This window comes from Bradyrhizobium sp. USDA 4503 (assembly GCF_054055815.1).
On sequence record NZ_JBSRXS010000001.1, the window covers coordinates 5,748,667 to 5,771,345 of the forward strand.

At 65.4% G+C, this 22,679-nt stretch carries 17 protein-coding genes and 2 pseudogenes; 11 read left to right on the plus strand and 8 right to left on the minus strand.

Translation table 11 applies throughout. From position 1 onward, the window contains the following. Positions 1-154 precede the first annotated feature (154 nt). The 4 genes from ACVMIH_RS27435 to ACVMIH_RS27450 all read left to right on the plus strand — a co-directional run bounded on the left by ACVMIH_RS27435 (position 155) and on the right by ACVMIH_RS27450 (position 5,859). Positions 155-1,381 carry an aminotransferase class I/II-fold pyridoxal phosphate-dependent enzyme gene (locus ACVMIH_RS27435; RefSeq protein WP_456864099.1) on the plus strand — a complete coding sequence of 409 codons (1,227 nt, stop codon included), beginning with the start codon at positions 155-157 and terminating at the stop codon, positions 1,379-1,381. Between the two features lie 16 nt (positions 1,382-1,397). Continuing rightward, on the plus strand, positions 1,398-3,878 hold the full coding sequence (locus ACVMIH_RS27440) for a DNA translocase FtsK (RefSeq protein ID WP_456864101.1): 2,481 nt from the start codon (positions 1,398-1,400) through the stop codon (positions 3,876-3,878). Between the two features lie 99 nt (positions 3,879-3,977). Beyond that, positions 3,978-4,796 carry an outer membrane lipoprotein carrier protein LolA gene (locus tag ACVMIH_RS27445; RefSeq protein ID WP_028335823.1) on the plus strand — a complete coding sequence of 273 codons (819 nt, stop codon included), beginning with the start codon at positions 3,978-3,980 and terminating at the stop codon, positions 4,794-4,796. Positions 4,797-5,043: 247 nt separating this feature from the next. Further along, the gene (locus ACVMIH_RS27450) at positions 5,044-5,859 is read left to right on the plus strand and encodes an exodeoxyribonuclease III (protein WP_028335822.1); all 816 of its coding nucleotides are present in this window, start codon (positions 5,044-5,046) and stop codon (positions 5,857-5,859) included. 178 nt (positions 5,860-6,037) lie between these two features. Here the strand turns inward: ACVMIH_RS27450 and ACVMIH_RS27455 are convergent, their stop codons facing one another. Together ACVMIH_RS27455 and ACVMIH_RS27460 are read right to left on the minus strand one after the other, a co-directional pair. Beyond that, positions 6,038-6,478, minus strand: coding sequence for a cyclic nucleotide-binding domain-containing protein (locus tag ACVMIH_RS27455; protein ID WP_057020321.1), 441 nt, complete (start codon positions 6,476-6,478; stop codon positions 6,038-6,040). A gap of 57 nt (positions 6,479-6,535) precedes the next feature. Then, positions 6,536-7,222 carry a response regulator transcription factor gene (locus ACVMIH_RS27460; RefSeq protein ID WP_057020322.1) on the minus strand — a complete coding sequence of 229 codons (687 nt, stop codon included), beginning with the start codon at positions 7,220-7,222 and terminating at the stop codon, positions 6,536-6,538. Positions 7,223-7,463: 241 nt separating this feature from the next. Between ACVMIH_RS27460 and ACVMIH_RS27465 the strand changes: the two genes are divergently transcribed. Both ACVMIH_RS27465 and ACVMIH_RS27470 read left to right on the plus strand, forming a co-directional pair. After that, positions 7,464-8,003, plus strand: coding sequence for a L,D-transpeptidase family protein (locus ACVMIH_RS27465; protein ID WP_057020323.1), 540 nt, complete (start codon positions 7,464-7,466; stop codon positions 8,001-8,003). A gap of 104 nt (positions 8,004-8,107) precedes the next feature. Further along, positions 8,108-8,894 (plus strand): annotated as a pseudogene (locus ACVMIH_RS27470) (2-keto-4-pentenoate hydratase). A gap of 61 nt (positions 8,895-8,955) precedes the next feature. On the opposite strand, the gene ACVMIH_RS27475 reads toward ACVMIH_RS27470, so the two are convergent. Further along, a complete protein-coding gene (locus ACVMIH_RS27475) occupies positions 8,956-9,660 on the minus strand; it encodes a YggS family pyridoxal phosphate-dependent enzyme (RefSeq protein ID WP_057020325.1) in 705 nt (234 codons plus the stop codon). A gap of 110 nt (positions 9,661-9,770) precedes the next feature. Here ACVMIH_RS27475 and ACVMIH_RS27480 point away from each other — a divergent pair, with 110 nt between their 5' ends. From ACVMIH_RS27480 to holA, 4 genes are all read left to right on the plus strand, one after another. After that, positions 9,771-11,462 (plus strand): sensor domain-containing diguanylate cyclase, encoded by a 1,692-nt coding sequence (locus tag ACVMIH_RS27480; protein WP_057020326.1) that lies wholly within the window; start codon positions 9,771-9,773, stop codon positions 11,460-11,462. Positions 11,463-11,813: 351 nt separating this feature from the next. Further along, a complete protein-coding gene (leuS, locus tag ACVMIH_RS27485; RefSeq protein WP_057020327.1) occupies positions 11,814-14,450 on the plus strand; it encodes a leucine--tRNA ligase in 2,637 nt (878 codons plus the stop codon). Continuing rightward, positions 14,437-14,994, plus strand: a complete 558-nt coding sequence (gene lptE, locus ACVMIH_RS27490) for an LPS assembly lipoprotein LptE (protein ID WP_076833672.1) — start codon at positions 14,437-14,439, stop codon at positions 14,992-14,994. The genes leuS and lptE overlap by 14 nt, the downstream gene beginning before the upstream one ends. Positions 14,995-15,109: 115 nt before the next feature. Then, entirely contained in the window at positions 15,110-16,141 is a 1,032-nt protein-coding gene (gene holA, locus ACVMIH_RS27495; protein ID WP_057020328.1) for a DNA polymerase III subunit delta, read from the plus strand. 106 nt (positions 16,142-16,247) lie between these two features. On the opposite strand, the gene ACVMIH_RS27500 is transcribed toward holA, so the two are convergent. The 5 genes and pseudogenes from ACVMIH_RS27500 to mnmE form a co-directional block, all read right to left on the minus strand. Continuing rightward, positions 16,248-17,138, minus strand: a complete 891-nt coding sequence (locus tag ACVMIH_RS27500) for a ParB/RepB/Spo0J family partition protein (protein WP_456864105.1) — start codon at positions 17,136-17,138, stop codon at positions 16,248-16,250. 144 nt (positions 17,139-17,282) lie between these two features. After that, positions 17,283-18,134, minus strand: coding sequence for a ParA family protein (locus ACVMIH_RS27505; RefSeq protein ID WP_028335813.1), 852 nt, complete (start codon positions 18,132-18,134; stop codon positions 17,283-17,285). A gap of 31 nt (positions 18,135-18,165) precedes the next feature. After that, a complete protein-coding gene (gene rsmG, locus ACVMIH_RS27510; protein WP_456854118.1) occupies positions 18,166-18,831 on the minus strand; it encodes a 16S rRNA (guanine(527)-N(7))-methyltransferase RsmG in 666 nt (221 codons plus the stop codon). Between the two features lie 135 nt (positions 18,832-18,966). Then, positions 18,967-20,851, minus strand: a pseudogene (mnmG, locus tag ACVMIH_RS27515) (tRNA uridine-5-carboxymethylaminomethyl(34) synthesis enzyme MnmG). Positions 20,852-21,085: 234 nt separating this feature from the next. Continuing rightward, the gene (gene mnmE / locus ACVMIH_RS27520; protein WP_456783088.1) at positions 21,086-22,411 is read right to left on the minus strand and encodes a tRNA uridine-5-carboxymethylaminomethyl(34) synthesis GTPase MnmE; all 1,326 of its coding nucleotides are present in this window, start codon (positions 22,409-22,411) and stop codon (positions 21,086-21,088) included. Between mnmE and ACVMIH_RS27525 the strand changes: the two genes are divergently transcribed. Beyond that, positions 22,311-22,574, plus strand: coding sequence for a hypothetical protein (locus ACVMIH_RS27525; protein WP_456785684.1), 264 nt, complete (start codon positions 22,311-22,313; stop codon positions 22,572-22,574). The two genes, mnmE and ACVMIH_RS27525, sit on opposite strands and share 101 nt — an antisense overlap. Positions 22,575-22,679 lie beyond the last annotated feature (105 nt).

A 22,679-nucleotide genomic window follows, 5' to 3' on the forward strand; every position in this document is an offset into this window, starting at 1 on the left:
CCTTGGGATCAGCGCGGATATCACGCGTCGGCCGATCGTGCCGCACCGCCGATGGTTAATCGCGTCTTAACCTCGCCCTATCTATGGTGACTTGATCGGTTTACGGTCGGCGCCCCCACCCTCCGACCGCAGTGAAAGTGCTGGCATTTCAATCATGGCAATGACCGCCTCATCCGGCTTGGCGCAGGGCGCCGGCGATGTCGCATCCGCCGGCCAGGCCGAGCGTTCCCCTTTCCTGCGCACGACCGAGCTGCTGGCGCCGTATCAGCCCGCCAAGCCCTTGATTACGCTGTCATTAGGCGAGCCGCAGCACCCGGTGCCCGATTTCGTCGGACCGGTGCTGGCAAAACATACCGCCGAATTCGGCCGATACCCGATCGCCAAGGGCATCGAACCGTTCCGCCGCGCCGTCGCGACCTGGCTGGGAAGCCGGTTCCAGTTGCCGCGACCGGTCGATCCGGAGAGCGAGGTGATGGTGCTGAACGGCAGCCGCGAGGGGCTGTTCTTTGCCGCGATATCAGCCTCGCGCTACGTCGCGCCGCGCAAGGGCCGGCCGGCGATCCTGATGCCGAACCCGTTCTATCCGGCCTATGGCGCCGGCGCCCGCGCGGCCGGCTGCGAGCAGATCTACCTGCCGACCACGCTCGCTAACGGTTTCCTGCCCGACCTCGATTCGATCGACGAGGCGACGCTGGCGCGCACCGTCGCGTTCTTCATCGCCTCGCCCGCCAATCCGCAGGGCTCGGTCGCCTCGCGCGCCTACTTCACACGGCTGAAAGAGCTCGCCGATCGCTATGGCTTCATCATCCTGAGCGACGAGTGCTACTCGGAAATCTACACCCGCGAGGCGCCGGGCAGCATTCTCGAATGCGCCGGTCCCGACTTCAGCAATGTCGTGGCGTTCCAGTCGCTGTCGAAGCGCTCGAACCTGCCGGGCATGCGCGTCGGCTTTGCCGCGGGCGACAGGAAGTTTCTGGCCGCATTCCACGAGCTGCGCAATGTCGCCGCACCGCAGGTGCCGGTGCCGCTGCAGCATGTCGCGGTCGCCGCCTATAGCGACGAGGCGCATGTCGAGGAGAACCGCCGGCTCTATCGCATCAAGTTCGATTTCGCCGACCAGATCCTCGGCAACCGCTACGGCTACAAGCGTCCCGCCGGCGGGTTCTGCGTCTGGCTCGACGTCTCCGAGCGCGGCGGCGACGAGGCTGCGGCGGTCAGGCTCTATCGCGACGCCGGCGTGCGCGTGATTCCCGGCAGCTATCTGGCGCGCCAGCAGACCGACGGTTCCAATCCGGGCGCGGGCTATATCCGCCTTGCGCTCGTCTCCGACAGTGAATCGACGGCCGAGGCGATGCATCGCCTGGTCGAAACCCTGGGTTAATCGCGAAGCGCGAAGATTGAGTATGCCAGCGATCGAACGTGTCATCCCCCTGGTCGGCCATCTGCCGCTCTCGCTCCGCGAGGCGCTGGCGCGACGGCTGCGCGAACTCACCGGGCTCGGCCTGATCGCGCTGTCCGGCGCCATCACGGCGGCGCTGATGACCTGGTCGGTGCAGGATCCGTCGCTGAGCCACGCCACCTCGCGCGCGATCCGCAACGTGCTCGGCTATCCCGGCGCGATCGGCGCCGACCTCCTGATGCAGATTCTCGGTCTCGGCGCGATCATGCTGCTGCTGCCGGTCGCGGTGTGGGGCTGGCGGATGCTGACGCATCGCCCGTTCGACCGCGAGGCGCTGCGGCTCGGCTGCTGGATCCTGTGCACGGTGATCGCGGCGGGCTTCGCCAGCTGCTGGCCGTACAACACCGCATGGCCGCTGCCGACCGGGCTCGGCGGCGTGGTCGGCGACGCGCTGCTGCGTGCGCCGGCCGTCGTGTTCGGCCCGCCCGGCTTCATCTATCGCGTCGTGCTCGGCCTGATCCTGTTCGTCGCGATGGCGGCAAGCTTCCTGTTCGCCTGCGGCTGGGGCGCCAAGGAGCAGGACGACGAGCTGACGCCGATCTCCGACGATGACGAGCCGTTCGTCGAGGACGAAGACAACGACCGCAGCTCGGTCTCGCTGGGCTGGCTGTTCCATGCGCTGATGAGCGCGAAAGCGCGGCTCGGCTGGCTGCTGACCACCGCCTACAAATCGCTGGTCTCGAGCGGAGCCCAGGGCCGCAGCGCCGCGTTCGAGCGCCAGGAGCCGAATATCGGCGGCGGCCGCTCGGCGCCCTCGATCGCACCGGCGCATGAAGACCATGATGAGGACGAGGCTGAGGCTTTCAACGACGAGGAGGAAGAGGAGGACGAGGAGGACGAAGCTCCCGCCGCCCGCGCCCCGCGCAAGAAGGCCGAGCCGAAGCCGAAGAAGAAGAATTCCGACAAGTTCGAGCTGCCCTCGGTCTCCGTGCTCAGCGCGCCGAAAGCCAGCGATCGACAGCCGCTGAGCAAGGCCGAGCTCGAAGCCAATTCGCGCTCGCTCGAGGGCGTGCTGCAGGACTTCGGCGTGCGCGGCGAGATCGTCAAGGCCAATCCCGGCCCGGTGGTCACGCTGTACGAGCTCGAACCGGCGCCCGGCATCAAGTCGTCGCGCGTGATCGGGTTGTCCGACGACATCGCGCGCTCGATGAGCGCGCTGTCGGCCCGCGTCGCGGTCGTCGCCGGCCGTAACGCGATCGGCATCGAGCTGCCGAACGCGCATCGCGAGAAGGTCTATCTGCGCGAGCTTCTGGTCGCCAAGGAAAGCGTCGATTCGGTTGCGAAGCTGCCGCTGTGCCTCGGCAAGACGATCGGCGGCGACCCCGTCATCATCGATCTGGCGCGCACGCCGCATATGCTGATCGCCGGCACCACCGGCTCCGGTAAATCGGTCGCGATCAACACCATGATCCTGAGCCTGGTCTACCGGCTGCGGCCGGATCAATGCCGCCTGATCATGGTGGATCCGAAGATGCTCGAACTCTCCGTCTATGACGGCATCCCGCATCTGTTGACGCCCGTCGTCACCGATCCGAAGAAGGCGGTGGTGGCGCTGAAATGGGCCGTGCGCGAGATGGAAGAGCGCTACAAGCGGATGGCCAAGCTCGGCGTGCGCAACATCGACGGCTACAATGCGCGCCTGGTCGAAGCCAAGGCCAAGGGCGAAGAGCTGACGCGCACCGTCCACACCGGCTTCGACAAAGAGAGCGGCAAGGCGATCTACGAGGAAGAGAAGCTCGACCTCGAGCCGCTGCCCTACATCGTCATCATCGTCGACGAGATGGCCGACCTGATGATGGTCGCCGGCAAGGATATCGAAGGCGCGGTGCAGCGCCTCGCGCAGATGGCGCGCGCCGCCGGCCTGCATGTCATCCTCGCCACGCAGCGTCCGTCGGTCGACGTCATCACCGGCACGATCAAGGCGAACTTCCCGACCCGGATCGCCTTCCAGGTGACGTCGAAGATCGACAGCCGCACCATCCTTGGCGAGATGGGCGCCGAGCAGCTGCTCGGCCAGGGCGACATGCTCTACATGGCGGGCGGCGGCCGCATCAGCCGCGTGCACGGACCGTTCGCCTCGGACGAGGAAGTCGAGAAGGTCGTGCGTCACCTCAAGACGCAAGGCGCACCGGAGTATCTCGAAGCCGTCACCGCGGAAGAGCCGACCGACGAGGACGGCGCCGTGTTCGATGCCACCGGCATGGGCGGCGACGGCGGCGGCGATCTGTTCACGCAGGCGGTTGCGATCGTCAAGCGCGACCGCAAGGCGTCGACCTCCTACATTCAGCGCCGGCTGCAGATCGGCTATAACCGCGCGGCCTCGCTGATGGAGCGGATGGAACTTGAGGGCATCGTCGGTCCGGCGAATCACGCCGGAAAGCGCGAAATCCTGGTCGGGGAGGAAGAAGGCCAGTTCTGATCGGGGACGATCATCACGGAAAAACCATATCTCCCTCGGAAGAGGCGGGATAAAATCCGGCGCAGCGGGACGACGTCGAACAGAGACCTGACATATCTGATGGCAAAACACCTCATTGACCGCGGCACGCGCACTGCGCTCGCTCTTCTCGTCACCGCCGCGATCGCCGGCGCTGCGACTGCGCAGAATGCGCCGCCCCCGAAGCCCGCGCCCAACGCCGGATCCAAGGCTGCGCCAAAGAAGGACGCTGGCGCGCAGACCAATGCGGACAAGGGTCCGACGACGACGGGCGCCACCCAGGCACCGCCGAACCCGGTGATTCCCGATCCGCGCCGCAACGTGCCCGCCAACATCTTCCAGACCTTCGACGCCAACCAGAAGGCGCAGGCTGCCAAGGTCTCGGCCTATCTCTCGTCGCTGCAAACGCTGGTCGGAAATTTCGTCCAGGTCGGCCCCGACGGCACCAAGACCAAGGGCGATTTCTACATCCAGAAGCCCGGCAAGCTGCGCTTCGAATATGACGATCCGAGCCCGATCGAGGTGATCGCGGACGGCTCCTCGGTCGCGGTGCGCGACCGCAGGCTCGCCACCCAGGACGTCTATCCGCTGTCGCAGACCCCGCTGCGCTATCTGCTGTCGGACCGCATCGACCTGATGAAGGACACCAACGTCATCAGCGTCACCGCCGACGACGTGTTCGTCAGCATCACGATCGAGGAAAAGCAGGCGCTGGTCGGCACCAGCCGCTTCCTGCTGATGATCGGCGCCAAGGACGGCAAGCTCAAGCAGTGGACCGTTACCGACCCGCAGGGCTACGACACGACAGTTGCGGTCTACAATCTCGACGCGACGCAGAAGCCCGATCCGGCGCTGTTCAAGATCGACTTCACGACCTATCCCGGCACCTCGCCGGGCTGACCGCCTTTCCTTCTCCCCCGCCCCGCTCTTGCGGGGTCGAGACGAGCGAAGCTCGCTCTTGGAGGGTTGGGTGAGGGGCTGCCTCCACGAATCCGAAAGACGCGAGTACGCGGAGAGTCCCCCTCACCCGGATCACATTGCGCTTCGCTCCATGCGATCCGACCTCTCCCCGCAAGCGGGGCGAGGTGGGAGCCTCCCTGTGGACAATTGAAATCCGCACCGAGAACCGTGCTAAGACGCACCTCTCATGCGGTTCTCCGTCACCACCTGGAATATCAACTCGGTGCGCCTGCGCATCGACACCGTCGCCAAGTTCATCAAGAGCGCGCGGCCGGATGTGCTGTGCCTGCAAGAGACCAAATGCATCGACGATGCGTTTCCGCTCAAGCGCTTCAAGCGGCTCGGCTATGAGCACGTCGCGCTGAACGGACAGAAGGGCTATCACGGCGTCGCCATCGTCTCGCGCCTGCCGTTCGAGACGACCGACATCAGGACGTTCTGCGACAAGATCGATTCACGACACATCTCGGTGTCCTTCGGCGAGAAGGCGCAGCTGTCAAAGCCGCTGGTGCTGCATAATTTCTACGTGCCGGCCGGCGGCGACATTCCCGATCCCGCGCTCAATCCGAAATTCGAGCACAAGCTGCAATTCCTCGACGAGATGAAGGCCTGCGAGCCGCTGCATCCGCGCGGCGACGACCGCCACATCCTGGTCGGCGACCTCAACGTCGCGCCGCATGAGAACGACGTGTGGTCGCACAAGCAGCTGCTCAAGGTGGTCTCGCACACGCCGGTCGAGACCGAGAAGCTGCTCGCCGCGCAGGCGCATGGCGAATGGTTCGACATCGCGCGCGAGCGGATCCCGATGTCGGAAAAGGTCTACACCTGGTGGAGCTACCGCGCGGCGGACTGGACCGTCGGCGATCGCGGCCGACGGCTCGATCACATCTGGGTCTCGCGCGCGCTGAAGGATCAGGTCAGCGATTTCAAGATCACCCGCGACGCCCGCAGCTGGGAGCGCCCGTCGGACCACGTGCCGGTGACGGCGGTGATGGAGGTTTAAGGGCGCCGCCGACCCTCGACCCGTCATCCTGAGGAGCGCGGAACGCGCGTCTCGAAGGGTGCACGGCCCGGCTGGTGGCCGTCGACCCTTCGAGGCTCGCCCAGCGGCGCAATTGCGCCGCAAGGCTCGCACCTCAGGGTGACGGTTCAATGACCTTGCGGAATGACGCGCGGAAAGATCACGTACTCAGCTTCCCGCTCGCCATCAGGATATCGCTTGCGAGCTGGCTGGTGCGCAGCGCGAGCTCGTCGCGCAGCCGAAGGGCCGCGGCGGGATCGCTTTCCAGCACGCGCTGGAACAGGCTGCGCGCGACTCGGATCACCGAGCCGCGCTCCAGCGCGGTGGCGGTCGATGGCCGCTTCATCGCGACGATCAATGCGAGCTCGCCGATCAGCGCGCCGGGACCGGCGATGATCTCGGCGCCGCCTTCCTCGACGCGGAAGGTGCCTCGCTGCACGACATAGCCGGCGTCCGCGGCGTCGCCGGCCTTGAACAGCACGTCGCCTGCGTTGAAATCACGTTGCTCGGAGCCGATCGCCAGCATGCGCAAGGAGCTTTCGCCCAACAGACGCATTGTCGGGACCCGCTCGAGCAGGGCTACGTCATCATCGATCGACATTCAGGTCCGGTAACCGCGGTGCGCCTCGATTTCACGAATCGTTGAGCGCAAAGCGTATCACGGCACCAGCTTGTAGCCACCGGCTTCCGTCACCAGGATTTCCGGGCTGGCGGCGTCCTTCTCGATCTTCTGGCGGAGGCGGTAGATGTGGGTTTCCAGCGTATGGGTGGTGACACCGGAATTGTAGCCCCAGACTTCCTGGAGCAGGGTCTCGCGCGACACCGGCATCTGGCCGGCGCGGTAGAGGAAGCGGAGGATCGCGGTTTCCTTCTCGGTCAGCCGCACCTTCCTGGCATTGGCGCCGGTCAGCATCTTCGAGCCGGGCCGGAACGAGTACGGACCGACCGAGAACACCGCGTCCTCGCTGGCCTCGTGCTGGCGGAGCTGCGCCCGGATCCGGGCCAGCAGCACCGCGAAGCGGAATGGCTTCGCCACATAGTCGTTGGCGCCGGATTCGAGCCCCAGGATCGTATCGGAATCGGTGTCGTGGCCGGTCAGCATGATGATCGGAGCCTTGAAGCCGCCCTTGCGGAGCGAGCGGACCACTTCGCGGCCATCGGTGTCGGGCAGGCCGACGTCCATCAGGACCAGATCGGGGGAATTAGCTTTGGCGGCAGTGGCGCCCTTGGCGCCGGTGTCGACTGCGGAGGCTTCGAATTCCTCGTGCAGCGACAGCTGCTCGACCAGCGTATCGCGCAGATCGGTATCGTCATCCACGATCAAGATCTTGCGGGCATTGGCCATAGGTATAATCCTTCGGGGGCGGGCGGTCAGAAGCAGAGGACGCTTATGGCCGTAACATCGGCTAGATATGTGTTCAGGTAGGCGATTGTTACCGATTCACAAGGCAACGCAGTCTACCTCAAATCCGGCGGGGCAGGACGTGAATGTCCTGTAATGCCGGGAGATAGGATGTTCTGAACCTCCAAGGCAAGCTCAGTTTGGAACGATTCTTAGGGGAAGGTCAGCTATTTCAATCACTTATATGACAGCCAAACGTGATCGCCCGCTCTCCATCATCGAGGTCCGAGCAGCCGCCGGCGACCCGCGCCGGGGCTGGCTGTCGGCTGACGGCTGGACCGTGCCGGTGGCGCTCGGGCGCGGCGGAATCCTCGCCAACAAGCGCGAGGGCGACGGCGGCACGCCGCGCGGCGTTTTCCATCCGCGCCAGCTCTGGTGGCGCGCCGACCGGCACCAGCGTCCGACGACTTTCCTGCCGACCCGGCCGATCCACCGCGAGGACGCCTGGTGCGAGGACCCCGCCGACCGTCACTACAACCAGCCGATCCGGCTCGATCGGATGCAAGGCGGCGACCGCCTGACTCGCGAGGACCATCTCTACGACTTCATTATCGAGATCGATCACAACGCCGCACCGCGCGTCGCCGGCCGCGGCAGCGCGGTGTTCCTGCATCTGGCGCGGCCGAATTTCTCGCCGACCGCGGGCTGCGTCTCGATGACGAAGACCTCGATGCTGCGGCTGTTGCGGCGGATGTCGCCGCAGACCCGGATCGTTATTGAGTAGGGTGGTGGAATAGCTCAGCATCGGTTTTCCCACGCGACAGACGCGACGCGTTTGTGCTGAGATCGTGCACAACAGAAAATAATTCCCGCGGGGAGCGAAACAGCATGCTCGACAACAACAAGATCGCCGCCGCCTCGAAGGTCCTGCACGATCACTGGCACGCCGGCACCAAGCTCGCAGCGCTCGATGTCGCCATTCGGCCGCGCGATCGCGCCGAGGGCTATGCGGTGCAGGCCGAACTGGAAAAGACGTCGCGCAAAAAACTGTTCGGCTGGAAGATCGCGGCGACCAGCGCGGCCGGCCAGAAGCACATCAATGTCGCCGGACCGCTCGCCGGGCGCATCCTTGCCGAGACGGTGATACCGGATGGCGGCACCGCGTCGATGCAGGGCAACGAGATGCGCGTCGGCGAGCCGGAATACGCCTTCCGCATGGCGCGCGATCTCGCGCCGCGCACGACGCCGTACAGCGTGCAGGAGGTGCTGGAGGCCGTCGGCACGCTGCATCCGGCGATCGAGATTCCGGATTCGCGTTTCGCCGATTTCGTCGCCGCCGGCGAAGCGCAGCTGATCGCCGACAATGCCTGCGCGCATCTGTTCGTGCTCGGACCCCCAACCTCAGCCGACTGGCGCGCGATCGACCTGGTCGAGGACCGCCCGGTCATCACGCTGCGCGGCGAGCGCTATATCGGCCACGGCAAGAACGTGCTCGGCGATCCCTGCGCAGCGCTCGCCTGGTGCGCCAACGAGCTGCGCGCGCTCGGGCTGACCTTGCGGGCAGAGGAAGTCGTCACCACAGGCACCTGCCATCCCCCCGCTGCCGATCACCGCCGGCGATAAATTCGCCGCCGATTTTGGCGCGATCGGAAAAGTGTCGGTGCGGTTCGTGTAGGCGCCGCGCACGCGCCACACACACCGCTGTCGTCCCTGCTTTCAAAAGCAGGGGACGACAGTCAGTTATGCGGCACCGTCCGCGTCCCGAAGATCGCCGAGCCCACCCGCACATGGGTGGCCCCCATCTGGATCGCGACGGCAAAGTCCGCGCTCATGCCCATCGAGAGATTCGTCAGCCCGTTGCGCGCGGCGATCTTGGCGCAGAGCGCGAAGTGCGGCGCCGGCGCCTGGTCGACCGGCGGGATGCACATCAGTCCTGATATCTGCAGGCCGTAGGTGTCACGGCATGCCGCGATGAAGGTATCTGCGTCCTGCGGCGCGACGCCGGCCTTCTGCGGCTCCTCGCCGGTATTGATCTGGACGAACAGTTCCGGGTGCTTGCCTTGATTTTTGATTTCCTTGGCTAACGCTTCGCAAATGCTGGCGCGATCGACCGAATGGATCGCATCGAACAGCGCGACGGCCTCCTTGGCCTTGTTCGACTGCAACGGTCCGATCAGATGCAGCTGCAATCCCGGATGAGCCTGGGTTAGCGCCGGCCACTTGCCCTTGGCCTCCTGCACGCGATTTTCGCCAAATACGCGCTGTCCGGCGCCGATAATCGGCAAAATTGCGTCGGCCGCGAACGTCTTCGACACCGCGATCAAGGTCACCGACGTGCGGTCGCGCCGCGCTTCCTTGCAGGCATGGACGATCTCGCGTTCGACGGCGGCGAGGCCATGTGGTGAATCGGCCGGTAACGGCGTGGTCGGGCTTTGCGTCATGCTTGTGCCGTTCTCTGACAGGTGCGGGGGGGTTGGCTCGAATTTTACCAAATTCGGGAAAGGCTTTTTGAAGCCCTGCATTCTAACTTGCGCACGGGCAAGGGAATAGAATGTCGGGCGTTACTTTCAACCGCAACCGGGTCAGGCTCAAGAAGGTTCTGGGAATTCGTGCCCGGCTGGCCTTGCTTGCGCTGATGCTGGTCGCGCCCCTGATGCTGGACCGCGTCCGCACGCTGGAGGATTCCCGCAGCAAGCAGATCGCGCAGGCCGCGGCCGGCTATGCCAGCCTCACCGCGCATGCCGCGGAAACCCAGCGCGAGGTGGTCTCCTCGGTCGAGACCATGCTGAAATCCGCAGCCTATATCCGCGCCTCCGGCGGCATCGCGCAGAGCTGCGAGGTGCTGCGCGCCAGCCTGCCGACGGTGCTGCCCTGGATCCGCAGCATCATGTTCGTTTCCAGGGACGGGCTGGTGCAATGCTCGACCCTCAACGTCCAGGTCGGCCTCAATGTCGGCGACCGCGAATATTTCAAGAAGGCGCAGGACAACCGCGACTTCGTGTTCAGCGACTATCTGCGCGGCAGGACCAATGGCCGCCCGATGATGATGGCCGCCTATCCGGTCGCCGCGATCAATCCGGAGCAGGATGCCGTCGTGGTCGCCGGCATCAATATCGACTGGCTGTCGCAGATCATGGCCAATCTCGGCGGCCAGCCCGGCATGTCGGCCGTGCTGGTCGACTCTACCGGCGTCGTGATCGCCGCGCCCGCCGATCATGCGAGCCTGATCGGCCGCTCGCTCGACACCATCCCGCTGATGGCAGCGATCGCCGAGAAGGCGCTGAGCTATGACGAGCCGTCCGGCTCGGTGTCGTTCACCGCGTCCGACGGCGCACAGCGCACGCTGAGCTTCGCGCACATCGCCGGCACGCAGTCCCGGCTGATCGTGAGCATGGACGAGGCCAAGGTGACGGCGGCGATCAACCGCGAGATCCGCACCGCCTATCTGCAGCTTGGATTTGTCTGCCTTTTCGTCTTGTTGGGCGCCCTGGTCGGCGCCGAGCGGCTCGTCATCCATCCGATCGAGCTGATGACCGGCATGGCGCGGCGGTTCGGCGAGGGCGACTGGTCGGCGCGCGTCGCCAAGCACAAGCTGCCGGCGGAATTCGTGCCGCTGGCGCGTGCCTTCAACGCGATGGCGGCGCAGCTCAGCCAGCGCGAGCGCGAGCTGGTCGCCTCCAACGATCGTCTCACCGTGATGGCCTCGATCGATGCGCTGTCCGGCCTTGCCAATCGCCGCGGCTTCCAGAGCCGGCTCGACTTCGAGTGGATGCGGGCGCAGCAATATGAATGCGAGCTGTCGCTGATGATGATCGATGTCGATCACTTCAAGCTCTACAACGACACCTACGGCCATCCCGAAGGCGATGCCTGCCTGACCCGAATCGGCGAAGTGCTGTCGGGGATCGCCGCCGACACCATGGGCTTCGCCGGCCGCTATGGCGGCGAGGAATTCTGCCTCTTGCTGCCGAACACCGACGCCGCGCATGCGCTCGCGATCGGCGAGACCGTGCGCACCGCCGTGCTCGGCCTCGCCGTGCCGCACGCGTCCTCGAGCCATTGCGTCGTCACCGTCAGCGTCGGCGTCGCGACGACCAGACCGAACGAGACCCAGCGCCCCGGCGACCTGATCGAAGCTGCAGATGCCGCCCTCTACGCCGCCAAGCGCCGCGGCAGGAATGCCGTGATCGAGCACGGCTTCCTGCAGACGCTGGACGAAGCCGGGATGGCGCTGGCGAGTTGAGATCGTGCGTGATCGAGCCGCGCCATGAGCGCGGAACCATGACCATCGGCGACGCCGCATATTCAGCGTCGTCCTGGCGAAGGTCAGGACCGATTACCCCCACCGTTTATTATTGCGCGAAGCTGGGGCCACGATCCCTTCCTCGACAAAGCTCTGTGGTCCAGGCCTTCGCCAGGACGTCGAGAAGGCTGCAGACGGCGCCCCTGCGACAGCGGCAGGGCGGCTGCGCGAGGGGATGGGACGTTTGGAGGCCCCAAGCCGTTGACCGCGCAGGCGCTTTTGTGGCCTAGTCCGCCGTCCCCGGACGGGACCCGAAAACCACCCAAAGCCACCCAAAATCCTTGCGATTTCATGACCGCCGAACGCTACAACGCCCGTGAATCCGAGCCCCGCTGGCAGCGCCTGTGGGACGAAAAGGCGATCTTCGCCTCCAAGAACGACGATCCGCGGCCGAAATACTACGTGCTCGAGATGTTCCCCTATCCGTCGGGGCGCATCCATATCGGCCATGTCCGCAACTACACGCTCGGCGACGTGCTGGCCCGCTTCATGCGCGCCAGGGGCTACAACGTGCTGCACCCGATGGGCTGGGACGCGTTCGGCCTGCCGGCGGAGAATGCCGCGATCGAGCGCAAGGTGGCGCCGAAGGCCTGGACCTACGACAACATCGCCGCGATGAAGAAGCAGCTGCGGTCGATCGGGCTGTCGCTCGACTGGTCGCGCGAGTTCGCGACCTGCGACCCCAGCTACTACAAGCATCAGCAGAAGATGTTTTTGGACATGCTGCGCGCCGGCCTCGCCGAGCGCGAGAAGCGCAAGCTGAACTGGGATCCGGTCGACATGACCGTGCTCGCCAACGAGCAGGTGATCGACGGCCGTGGCTGGCGCTCGGGCGCCGTCGTCGAGCAGCGCGAGATGAGCCAGTGGGTCTTCAAGATCACGAAGTACTCGCAGGAGCTCCTGGAAGCGCTGGATGGTCTCGACCGCTGGCCCGACAAGGTGCGGCTGATGCAGCGCAACTGGATCGGCCGCTCCGAGGGCCTGTTGATCCGCTTTGCACTGGATGCGGCGACCACGCCGGCCGGCGAGAGCGAGCTGAAGATCTTCACCACGCGGCCGGACACGCTGTTCGGCGCCAAGTTCATGGCGATCTCGGCGGATCATCCGCTGGCGGTAGCGGCTGCCGCGAAGAACCCGAAGCTCGCGGAGTTCATCGCCGACATCAAGAAGATCGGCACCGCGCAGTCGATCATCGACACCGCAGAAAAGCAGGGTTTCGACACGGGCATCAAGGCGGTGCATCCGTTCGATCCGAGCTGGAAGCTGCCGGTCTATGTCGCGAACTTCGTGCTGATGGAATACGGCACCGGCGCGATCTTCGGCTGCCCGGCGCACGACCAGCGCGACCTCGACTTCGTCAACAAGTACAATCTCGGCAATGTGCCGGTGGTCTGCCCCGAGGGCCAGGACCCGAAGACGTTCGTCATCACCGACGTCGCCTATGACGGCGACGGCCGCATGATCAATTCGCGCTTCCTCGACGGCATGACCATCGAAGCGGCCAAGGAAGAGGTCGCCAAGCGGCTGGAAAGCGAAGTCCGCGGTAATGCGCCGGTCGGCGAGCGGCAGGTGAATTTCCGCCTGCGCGACTGGGGCATTTCGCGCCAGCGCTACTGGGGCTGCCCGATCCCGGTGATCCACTGCCCGAAATGCGACGTGGTGCCGGTGCCCGACGACCAGCTGCCGGTGACGCTGCCGGAGGATGTCAGCTTCGACAAGCCGGGCAACGCGCTCGACCATCACCCGACCTGGAAGCACGTCAGCTGCCCGAAGTGCGGGGCCAAGGCCGTGCGCGAGACCGACACGATGGACACCTTCGTGGACTCGTCCTGGTATTTCGCGCGCTTCACCGACCCGTGGAACGAGACCGCGCCGACCACGCCTGCGGTCGCCAACCGGATGATGCCGGTCGATCAGTATATCGGCGGCGTCGAGCACGCGATCCTGCATCTGCTCTACAGCCGCTTCTTCACCCGCGCGATGAAGGCCACCGGCCACGTCGACATGAGCGAGCCGTTCGCCGGCATGTTCACCCAGGGCATGGTGGTGCACGAGACGTACCAGAAGGCCGACGGCAGCTGGGTCACGCCGGCCGAGGTGAAGATCGAGGTTGGCGGCAACGGCCGCCGCGCGGTGCTGATGGCGACCGGCGAGGACGTCGCGATCGGCCCGATCGAGAAGATGTCGAAGTCGAAGAAGAACACCGTCGACCCCGACGACATCATCGCGAGCTACGGCGCCGACGTCGCGCGCTGGTTCATGCTGTCGGACTCGCCGCCGGACCGCGACGTGATCTGGAGCGACGAGCGCGTGCAGGGCGCCTCACGCTTCGTGCAGCGGCTGTGGCGGCTGGTGAACGAATCGGCCGAGATTGCCAAGACGGCGCCGGCGGCCCGGCCGGCCACGTTCGGAGCCGAGGCGCTGGCGCTGCGCAAGGCCGCCCATGGCGCGCTCGACAAGGTGTCGTCCGGGATCGAGCGGCTGCATTTCAACGTGTGTCTCGCCCATATCCGCGAGTTCGCCAATGCGCTGTCCGAGGTGCTGGCAAAGGGCGACAAGCCGGCGCCGGACCTGGCTCCAGATGTTTCTTGGGCCGTCAAGGAGGCGGCGACCATCCTGGTGCAGCTGTTTTCGCCGATGATGCCGCATCTGGCCGAGGAGTGCTGGGTGGTTCTGGGCCAGACCGGGCTGGTTTCCGAGGCCGATTGGCCGCAAATCGAGCGCGATTTGCTGGTCGAAGACAGCGTGACCCTGGTTGTCCAGGTCAACGGTAAAAAACGAGGTGATGTTACCGTGCCACGGGCGGCCCAAAATGCGGATATAGAGGCTGCCGTTTTGGCGCTCGATGCGGTAAAAGCCGCCTTAGGCGGCAAACCCGTCCGCAAGGTGATCGTGGTGCCCATGAGGATCGTCAATGTTGTCGGCTAGGATCAGGATCGCCGCCCGGCTCGTGGCCGTGGCTGCCTTGGCCGCGCTGACGGCCGGATGCTTCCAGCCGATGTATGCCGAGCGTACCCTTGACGGCCAGTCGTCCGCGCTGCGCGAAAAGCTGATGGGCGTCGAGGTTCCGCCGGTCGACAAGCCGAACGCCTCGCGCGAGGCCCGGGTTGGCGTCGAGGTCCGCAACGCCCTCGCCTTCAAGCTCTACGGCACCGCCACCGGCATGCCGCCTACGCATCGGCTGGTGCTGCGCTTCAACACCAGCCGCTCCTCGCTGATGATCGATCCGGCCACCGCGCTGCCGACCAGCGAGAACTACGCCATCGACGCCCAGTTCAACCTGATCGAGATCGCCTCGAACAAGTCGGTCATGACCGGCACCACGTTCTCGCGCGTGTCCTATGACATGCCCGGCTCCTACCAGCGCTTCGCCCGCGCCCGCGCCTTCCGCGACGCCGAGGACCGCGCCGCGCAGGAGATCGCCGACAACATCCAGACCCGCCTCGCCTCCTTCTTCTCCACCGGAACCTGAGGCGGGAGGTCATTCCGGGGCGCGCCACCGGCGCGAACCCGGGATCTGGAGATGATGGATCGAGATTCCGGGTTCGCCTCTGACGAGGCGCCCCGGAATGACAGTTTAAGGCGAGATGGTCGCGCTTCGCGGAAAAGAGATCGACAGCTTCCTCGCCCGGCCTGACGCCGGCCGTCCGATCATCCTGCTGTACGGCCCGGACCTCGGGCTGGTGCGCGAGCGTGCCGACGCGCTGATGGCCTCCGCGGTCGACGATCCCAACGATCCATTCTCGCTGGTGCGGCTCGATGGCGACGAGCTCGCCGCCGAGCCGTCGCGGCTGGTCGACGAGGCCATGACGGTGCCGCTGTTCGGCGGCCGCCGCGCCATCCGCGTCCGCGCCGGCTCGCGCAACTTCTCGAGTGGCGTCGAGACGCTGACCGAGACCACGGCGCTCAGGGATTGCCGCATCGTGATCGAGGCCGGCGAGCTCAGGCCGGAATCGCCGCTGCGCAAGATCTGCGAGCGCGCCAAGAATGCGGTGGCGATCGGCTGTTATCCCGACACCGAGCGCGATCTCACCAAGCTGATCGAGGACGAGCTGCGCGCATCGAATCTGCGGCTCGCACAGGATGCGCGCGCGGTACTGATGTCGCTGCTCGGCGGCGACCGCATGGCTTCGCGCAACGAGCTGCGCAAGCTGGCGCTGTTCGCGCACGGCAAGGGCGAGATCACGCTCGAGGACGTCATGACCGTGGTGTCCGACGCCTCCGAGCTGAAGCTCGACCCGATCGTCGACGGCGCCTTCGCCGGCAACGCCGCGCTGGTCGAAAGCGAGTTCACCAAGGCAATGGTCGCCGGCACCTATCCCGGCGTGATCATCTCGGCCGCGCAGCGCCAGGCGGCATGGCTGCACAAATCAGCGCTCGCGATCGCGGACGGCACGCCGGCGTCAGCCGTGCTCGAAGGCGGATTCCCGCGGCTGCACTTCTCGCGCAAACCCGCGGTCGAGATCGCGCTGCGCAATTTCACGCCGCCGCGGCTGGTGAACGTGATCGATCAGCTCGCCACCGCGGCACTCGACATGCGCAAGCAGGCCTCGCTCGCCGCCGTCATCGCGCAGCGCGCGCTGCTCTCGATCGCGGCGAATGCGAAGCGCCGGGGGTAAATTGAAGAAGTCATTCCGGGGCATGCGAAGCATGAACCCGGAATCCAGAGATGTTGAAAAAGAGATTCCGGGTTCGCGCTGACGCGCGCCCGGAATGACGAAACCGCTAGCCGCCCTCCAGCCGCCGCACCACTTCGTCGAGCTGCTCGAGGTTGCGGTAGCTGATCTGGACGGTGCCGCCGGGATCGCGATGGCTGACGGTAACGGCAAGGCCGAGCGCATCGCTGACGCGTTTCTCGAGCGCCAGCGTGTCGGCATCCTTGTCGACCTTGGCCGCGCTGCCACTGCGCGCCTTCTGCGGCTTGCGCTCCGGCACGCCCTCCTCATGCGCCAGCGCCTCGGCCTGGCGAACGTTGAGACCCTCGGCGACGATGCGCTTCGCTGCAGCGAGCGGATCCGGCACGCCGATCAGGGCGCGGGCGTGGCCGGCGGAGAGATCGCCCTTCGAGATCAGCGCCTGCACCTCGACGGGCAGCTTGGTCAGCCGCATCATGTTGGCGACATGGCTGCGGCTCTTGCCGACGATCTTGGCGATCTCTTCCTGGCTGCGTTTGAACTCGTCGGCGAGCGCGTGATAGCCCTGCGCCTCTTCCATCGCATTGAGGTCTTCGCGCTGGACGTTCTCGATGATCATGATCTCGAGCGCGTCGGAATCAGAGACCTCGACCGGCACGATCGGCACTTCGTGCAGGCCGGCGAGTTGCGAGGCGCGCCAGCGGCGCTCGCCGGCGATGATCTCGTAGCGGTCCTGCGCGCCCTTGATCGCACGCACCACGATCGGCTGGATCACGCCGCGCTGCCTGATCGAATCGGCAAGCTCGCCGAGCTCGGTGTCGGCGAAGGTGCGCCGCGGGTTACGCGGGTTGGCCTTGAGGAATTCGATCGGCACCTTGCGCTGGTTGCGCGGCCGCTCGACATGCGCGGCCGCCTCGCCGCCGACATCTCCGATCAGGCTTGCCAGCCCGCGCCCCAGTCGCGAACGCGCTTCATCGGCCATTGTTGCGAGCTCCCTTGGATTCACACGCAGTACTCCAGACTTGAATTTCAAAAGAAACGTAGGATGGGTAGAGCGAAGCGAAACCCATCGCGGCTCGCAATGAGAGTGATGGGTTTCGCTTCGCTCTACCCATCCTACGCAACATCAATGCGTGCGCAGCTCGCGCTCGCGCTGGATCACTTCGGTGGCGAGCTTGAGATACGCATCGCTGCCGGCACATTTGAGGTCGTAGACCAGAACCGGCTTGCCGTAGGACGGCGCCTCGGAGATGCGCACGTTGCGCGGGATCATGGTGTCGTAGACCTTGTCGCCCATGAACTGGCGCACGTCGGCAACGACCTGGTTGGAGAGGTTGTTGCGCGAGTCGAACATGGTCAGCACGATGCCGTGGATCGACAGGTTCGGATTGAGCGTCGAGCGCACCTGCTCCACGGTCTGCAGCAATTGCGACAGACCTTCGAGCGCAAAGAACTCGCATTGCAGCGGCACCAGGATCGCGTCCGACGCCGCCATCGCATTCACCGTGAGCAAATTGAGCGAGGGCGGGCAGTCGATCAGCACGTAGGTGTAGTCGGCTTCCGGCGAGACATTGTTGTTCAATCCTGCGATCGCATCGCGCAGCCGGAACGCGCGGCCCGGCGTGGTGCCGAGCTCGAGCTCGAGGCCGGAGAGGTCCATGGTGGAAGCCGCGATGTGCAGCCGCGGCACCGCGGTCGCGACCACGGCATCGCGCAGCGGCGCTTCGCCGATCAGGACGTCGTAGGTCGAGCAGCTGCGGTTGCGGCGATCGATGCCGAGGCCGGTCGAGGCGTTGCCCTGCGGATCGAGATCGACGATCAGGACGCGCTCGCCAATCGCAGCGAGTGCGGTCCCAAGATTGATCGCTGTGGTGGTCTTGCCGACGCCGCCCTTCTGGTTGGCGAGCGACAGGATGCGCGGATGGCCAGGCGGCTGGGACGCCTTATCCTCTTGATAAACCTCGTCCATCACAGTCATACCAAAATACCATTTGCTCTCGCGGAGTCCCCTAGCGCCGCTCGATTGACCCGAGTTCGACGATCCAGCCCTGTCCGCCGGTCCGGCTGGAGTGTAGCTTTGGCTCAATAATCCAATATTTAGTGGCCTCGGTCAATTCGGCCTCTACATCTTGACCCTTCAAAAACAGCGCCTTGGCGCCCTTTTTGACCCACGGCTCCGCAAAGCCGATGAGTTGATGTAACGGAGCCAGCGCCCGCGCGGTGACGCAATCGATGGGCCCCGGGATTCTATCCACAGTATCCCCGATATCAGCCAGGTGCACCGTCCCCGGCGAGCCCGTCACCCGTATCGCCTCGCGCAAGAATGCCGCCTTCTTGGCGATTCGCTCAACCAAATGAATCGACGCGCCCGGAGTTTCGGCCAGTGCGCAGGCCAGCACGACGCCGGGGAAGCCGCCGCCGCTACCGAGATCGACCCACGACTTCGCCGTCGGCGCCAGACTCAGGAGCTGCAGCGAATCGGAGACGTGGCGGGTCCAGAGGGTCGGCAGCGTCGATGGCGCGACGAGATTGGTCTTGGCCTGCCACGCCAGGAGGAGGGCGACGTAGCGGTCGAGCCGCGCCTCTGTTTCACGTGAAACAGGCGTCAGCGCGAGCGCCGCGGCCTTGTCCTTGGCGGAGACACTGAGTTCGGCGGATTGCGAAATTGAAGCCATTCTCTGGAATGCCGGTCGAGCTCGTCGTTGCGAGCGAAGCGAAGCAATCCGTAGTGCCGCGTGAGGAAGCGATGGATTGCTTCGTCGCTTCCGCTCCTCGCAATGACGAGGGCCGCCGCCGTTTCACGTGAAACGTCAGGCAGAGGCCTTCGCAGTCTTCCGTCGCGCCTCGCGCCGCAGATAGGCCGCTAGGATACCCAATGCCGCCGGCGTCATGCCGTCGATCCGGCCCGCCTGCCCGACCGTCCGCGGCTGCGCCTTCTGCAGCTTGACGCGCGCTTCGTTCGAAAGACCGGGAACATCGGCATAGTCGACGTCGGTCAGAACCAGACCCTCGTCACGCCGGAAGGCATCGACATCGGCGGTCTGGCGCTTCAGATAGACATCGTATTTGGCATCGATCTCGAGATGCACCGCGATCGCAGGGTCAATGGCCGACAGCTCCGGCCAGATGGCCCGGACCGCGGGCCACTCGATCTCGGGGTAAGCCAGCAACTCGAAGGCCGACCGGCGGTGGCCGTCGCGATTGAGCGCGAGCCCGTGCTTGGCGGCCTCATTCGGCGTAATCGCGAGCGATTTCGCCAGCCGCTTGGCCGCCCCCAGCGCCGCCATCTTGGTCCGATGGCGCTCGGCGCGCGCCGTTCCGACGCATCCGAGCGCAATGCCCTTGTCGGTCAGGCGCTGGTCGGCATTGTCAGCACGCAGCGTCAGCCGATATTCGGCGCGCGAAGTGAACATGCGATACGGCTCGGTGATCCCGCGGGTCACGAGATCGTCGATCATCACGCCGAGATAGCCGTCGGCGCGGTCGAACACGATCGGATCTGCACTGCCGGCAGCGAGCGCGGCATTGAGTCCGGCGATAACACCCTGCCCCGCGGCCTCCTCATAGCCCGTGGTGCCATTGATCTGGCCGGCCAGGAAAAGCCCGCGCAGACGCTTGGTCTGCAGGGTCGGATCGAGCTCGCGCGGGTCGACGTGGTCCGTATTCGATCGCATAGCCCGGCCGGACCATCTTGACCCGCTCGAGGCCCGGGATGCTGGCGAGGATCGCAAGCTGGACCTCTTCCGGCAGCGAGGTCGAGATGCCGTTCGGATAGACCGTGGTGTCGTCGAGCCCTTCCGGCTCCAGGAAGATCTGATGACCGTCGCGGTCGCCGAAGCGGACGATCTTGTCCTCGATCGAGGGGCAATAGCGCGGTCCGGAGCTCTTGATCTGGCCGGAATACATCGGCGAGCGATGCACATTGGCCCGGATCACCTCGTGGGCCGCCGGCGTGGTCCGGGTGATGCCGCACTGGATCTGCGGGGTCGTAATCCGGTCAGTCATGACCGAAAACGGCTCCGGAGGCTCGTCTCCAGGCTGCATTTCGACCGCGGACCAGTCGATCGTGGTGCCGTCGAGGCGCGGCGGTGTCCCGGTCTTGAGCCGGCCGAGCACAAACCCTGCCCGTTCGAAGGACGCAGACAGGCCCATGGCCGGCGCCTCGCCGACCCGGCCCGCCGGCCAATTCTTCTTGCCGAGATGAATCAGACCACGCAGGAAGGTCCCGGTCGTGATGACAACCGCCCCCGCCGACAGCCGGCGGCCATCGCCCAGGCAAATGCCGGTCACGCGACCATCGACGACGATCAGTTCATCCGCCTCGCCTTCGATGATGCTGAGGTTCGCGGTCTCGGTGATCGCCGCCTGCATCGCCGCAGCGTAGAGCTTGCGGTCAGCCTGGGCCCGGGGGCCACGAACCGCTGGACCCTTCCGGCGATTCAGCATGCGAAACTGGATGCCGCCGGCGTCGGCCACCCGGCCCATCAGACCGTCCAGCGCGTCGACTTCGCGGACCAGATGGCCCTTGCCGAGCCCGCCGACGGCGGGATTGCACGACATCGCGCCGATGGTCACGAAACGATGGGTTACCAGGGCGGTCTTGGCGCCCATCCGGGCAGAAGCGCTCGCGGCCTCGCAGCCGGCATGGCCGCCGCCGATGACGATGACGTCAAATGAATCTGCCCTGGAAGTCATGCCGGGACTTCTATCGTGGAGTCGTGAAAGCCGGAAGAACGAAGTTGGGATCGCCGCTCTGAGACCGAAGCCCGAGGCAAATATGGACTGCTTCGCCTCGCTCGCAATGACAGGCGGAACCGTTTCACGTGAAACAGTGCGGCTGTCTGACCGGCAATTGTTTCACGTGAAACAGGCCGAGGGCTCCTTAACCGGATCGAAACCACGTTTCACGTGAAACAAGATGGGCGCCCGCTACTTCCCGACGCAGAACTCGCGGAAGATAACATCAAGGATGTCTTCAACATCCACCCGGCCGAGCAAACGACCGAGTGAGTAGGCAGCTCGGCGCAGTTCCTCCGCCGCCAGCTCTTCCCCCTGCCCGACCACGTCGATGCTGCGCTGAAGGGATTCGACGGTCTCCTGCAATAATCCGCGCTGCCGCGTCCGACTGATCAAGCCGCCTTCGCTGGTTCCAAAATAGTCCTGAGCGAACCCGACCAGCGCGGCGATCAGCTCTGGCAACCCATCACCACGAGCAGCCGAGATCCTGAATTCGGGGTAACTGCCGCCCTCACCCGCCGCGGTCCTGACCAGGTCGATCTTGTTCCGCACCAGCCAGGTCGGCGTCGCTCCGCCATGTCCCGCCTTTGCATCGCCGCTGTCGGCCAGCCACAGCACCAGGTCCGCCTCCGCGGCGCGGGCGCGGGCGCGGCGGACGCCCTCCTGCTCCACCGGGTCGTCGGTCTCGCGAATGCCGGCGGTGTCGATGACCGTCACCGGATAGCCGTCGAGGTCGAGCTGCACCTCGATCACATCGCGGGTTGTTCCGGCATGCGGCGAGACGATCGCGACCTCGCGCTTGGCAAGCTGATTGATCAGGGTCGATTTGCCGACATTCGGCGGACCCGCAATCGCGACCACGAGGCCGTCGCGCAGCCGTTCACCTTGCCCCTGCCCTGCAAGGACTTGCTTGATCTCATCATGCAGCGCGCGAATCCGCTTGAGCGCCGGCGCGATCAGCTCGGCCGGCACATCGCCTTCGTCTGAGAAATCGATGCCGGCCTCGATCAGCGCCGACGCCGCGATGATCCGCTCGCGCCAGTCCCGCGCGCGGTCGCCGAGCAACCCCTTCAGCTGGCGCAGCGCCTGGCGCCTTTGACGGTCGGTGTCGGCGTGGATCAGGTCGTCGAGGCCCTCGGCCTCGGTCAGGTCGAGCTTGCCGTTCTCGAAGGCCCGCCGGGTGAACTCGCCCGGCTCGGCCGGCCGCACATTGTCGAATGCCGCGATCGCATCGAACATCGCCGCCAACACCGCGCGTCCGCCATGGACATGAAATTCGGCGACGTCTTCGCCGGTGGCACTGGCCGGGCCTGGAAACCACAGCACGACCGCGTCATCGATCGGTTGATGGTTCGAATCGCGGAGCAGCGCGCGGGTCGCCAGCCGCGGCACCGGCGTCTTGCCCGCCAGTCCTGCAATGACCGACTCGGCCATTGGGCCAGACAACCTGACGATGGCGATCGCACTCGGCGGCCGCCCCGAGGATAATGCGAAAATAGTCTGGTCGCGCGGATGCATCGCCTATTTCTTCCAGCAAATCGGCAAAGGCAATGCCGCTTCGATTTCGCACGCCTTCCCGCAGAAGAATGTTGCAGCGCAGCATCGTCTGGTTTCACTGCAAACAGCCGCGCAGCAATTTTGCTGCGGGTGTCGTCAGCTAGCTCACAAAGCTACGATATAAATATAAATAAATTCAGATAGTTAAATGAGAAGTTAGTGGGGGGAGCCGCTCCCTTTATGCTGCACTTCGCTGCAGCAAATCCGCAGCATGAAAAAAGGCGCCCCG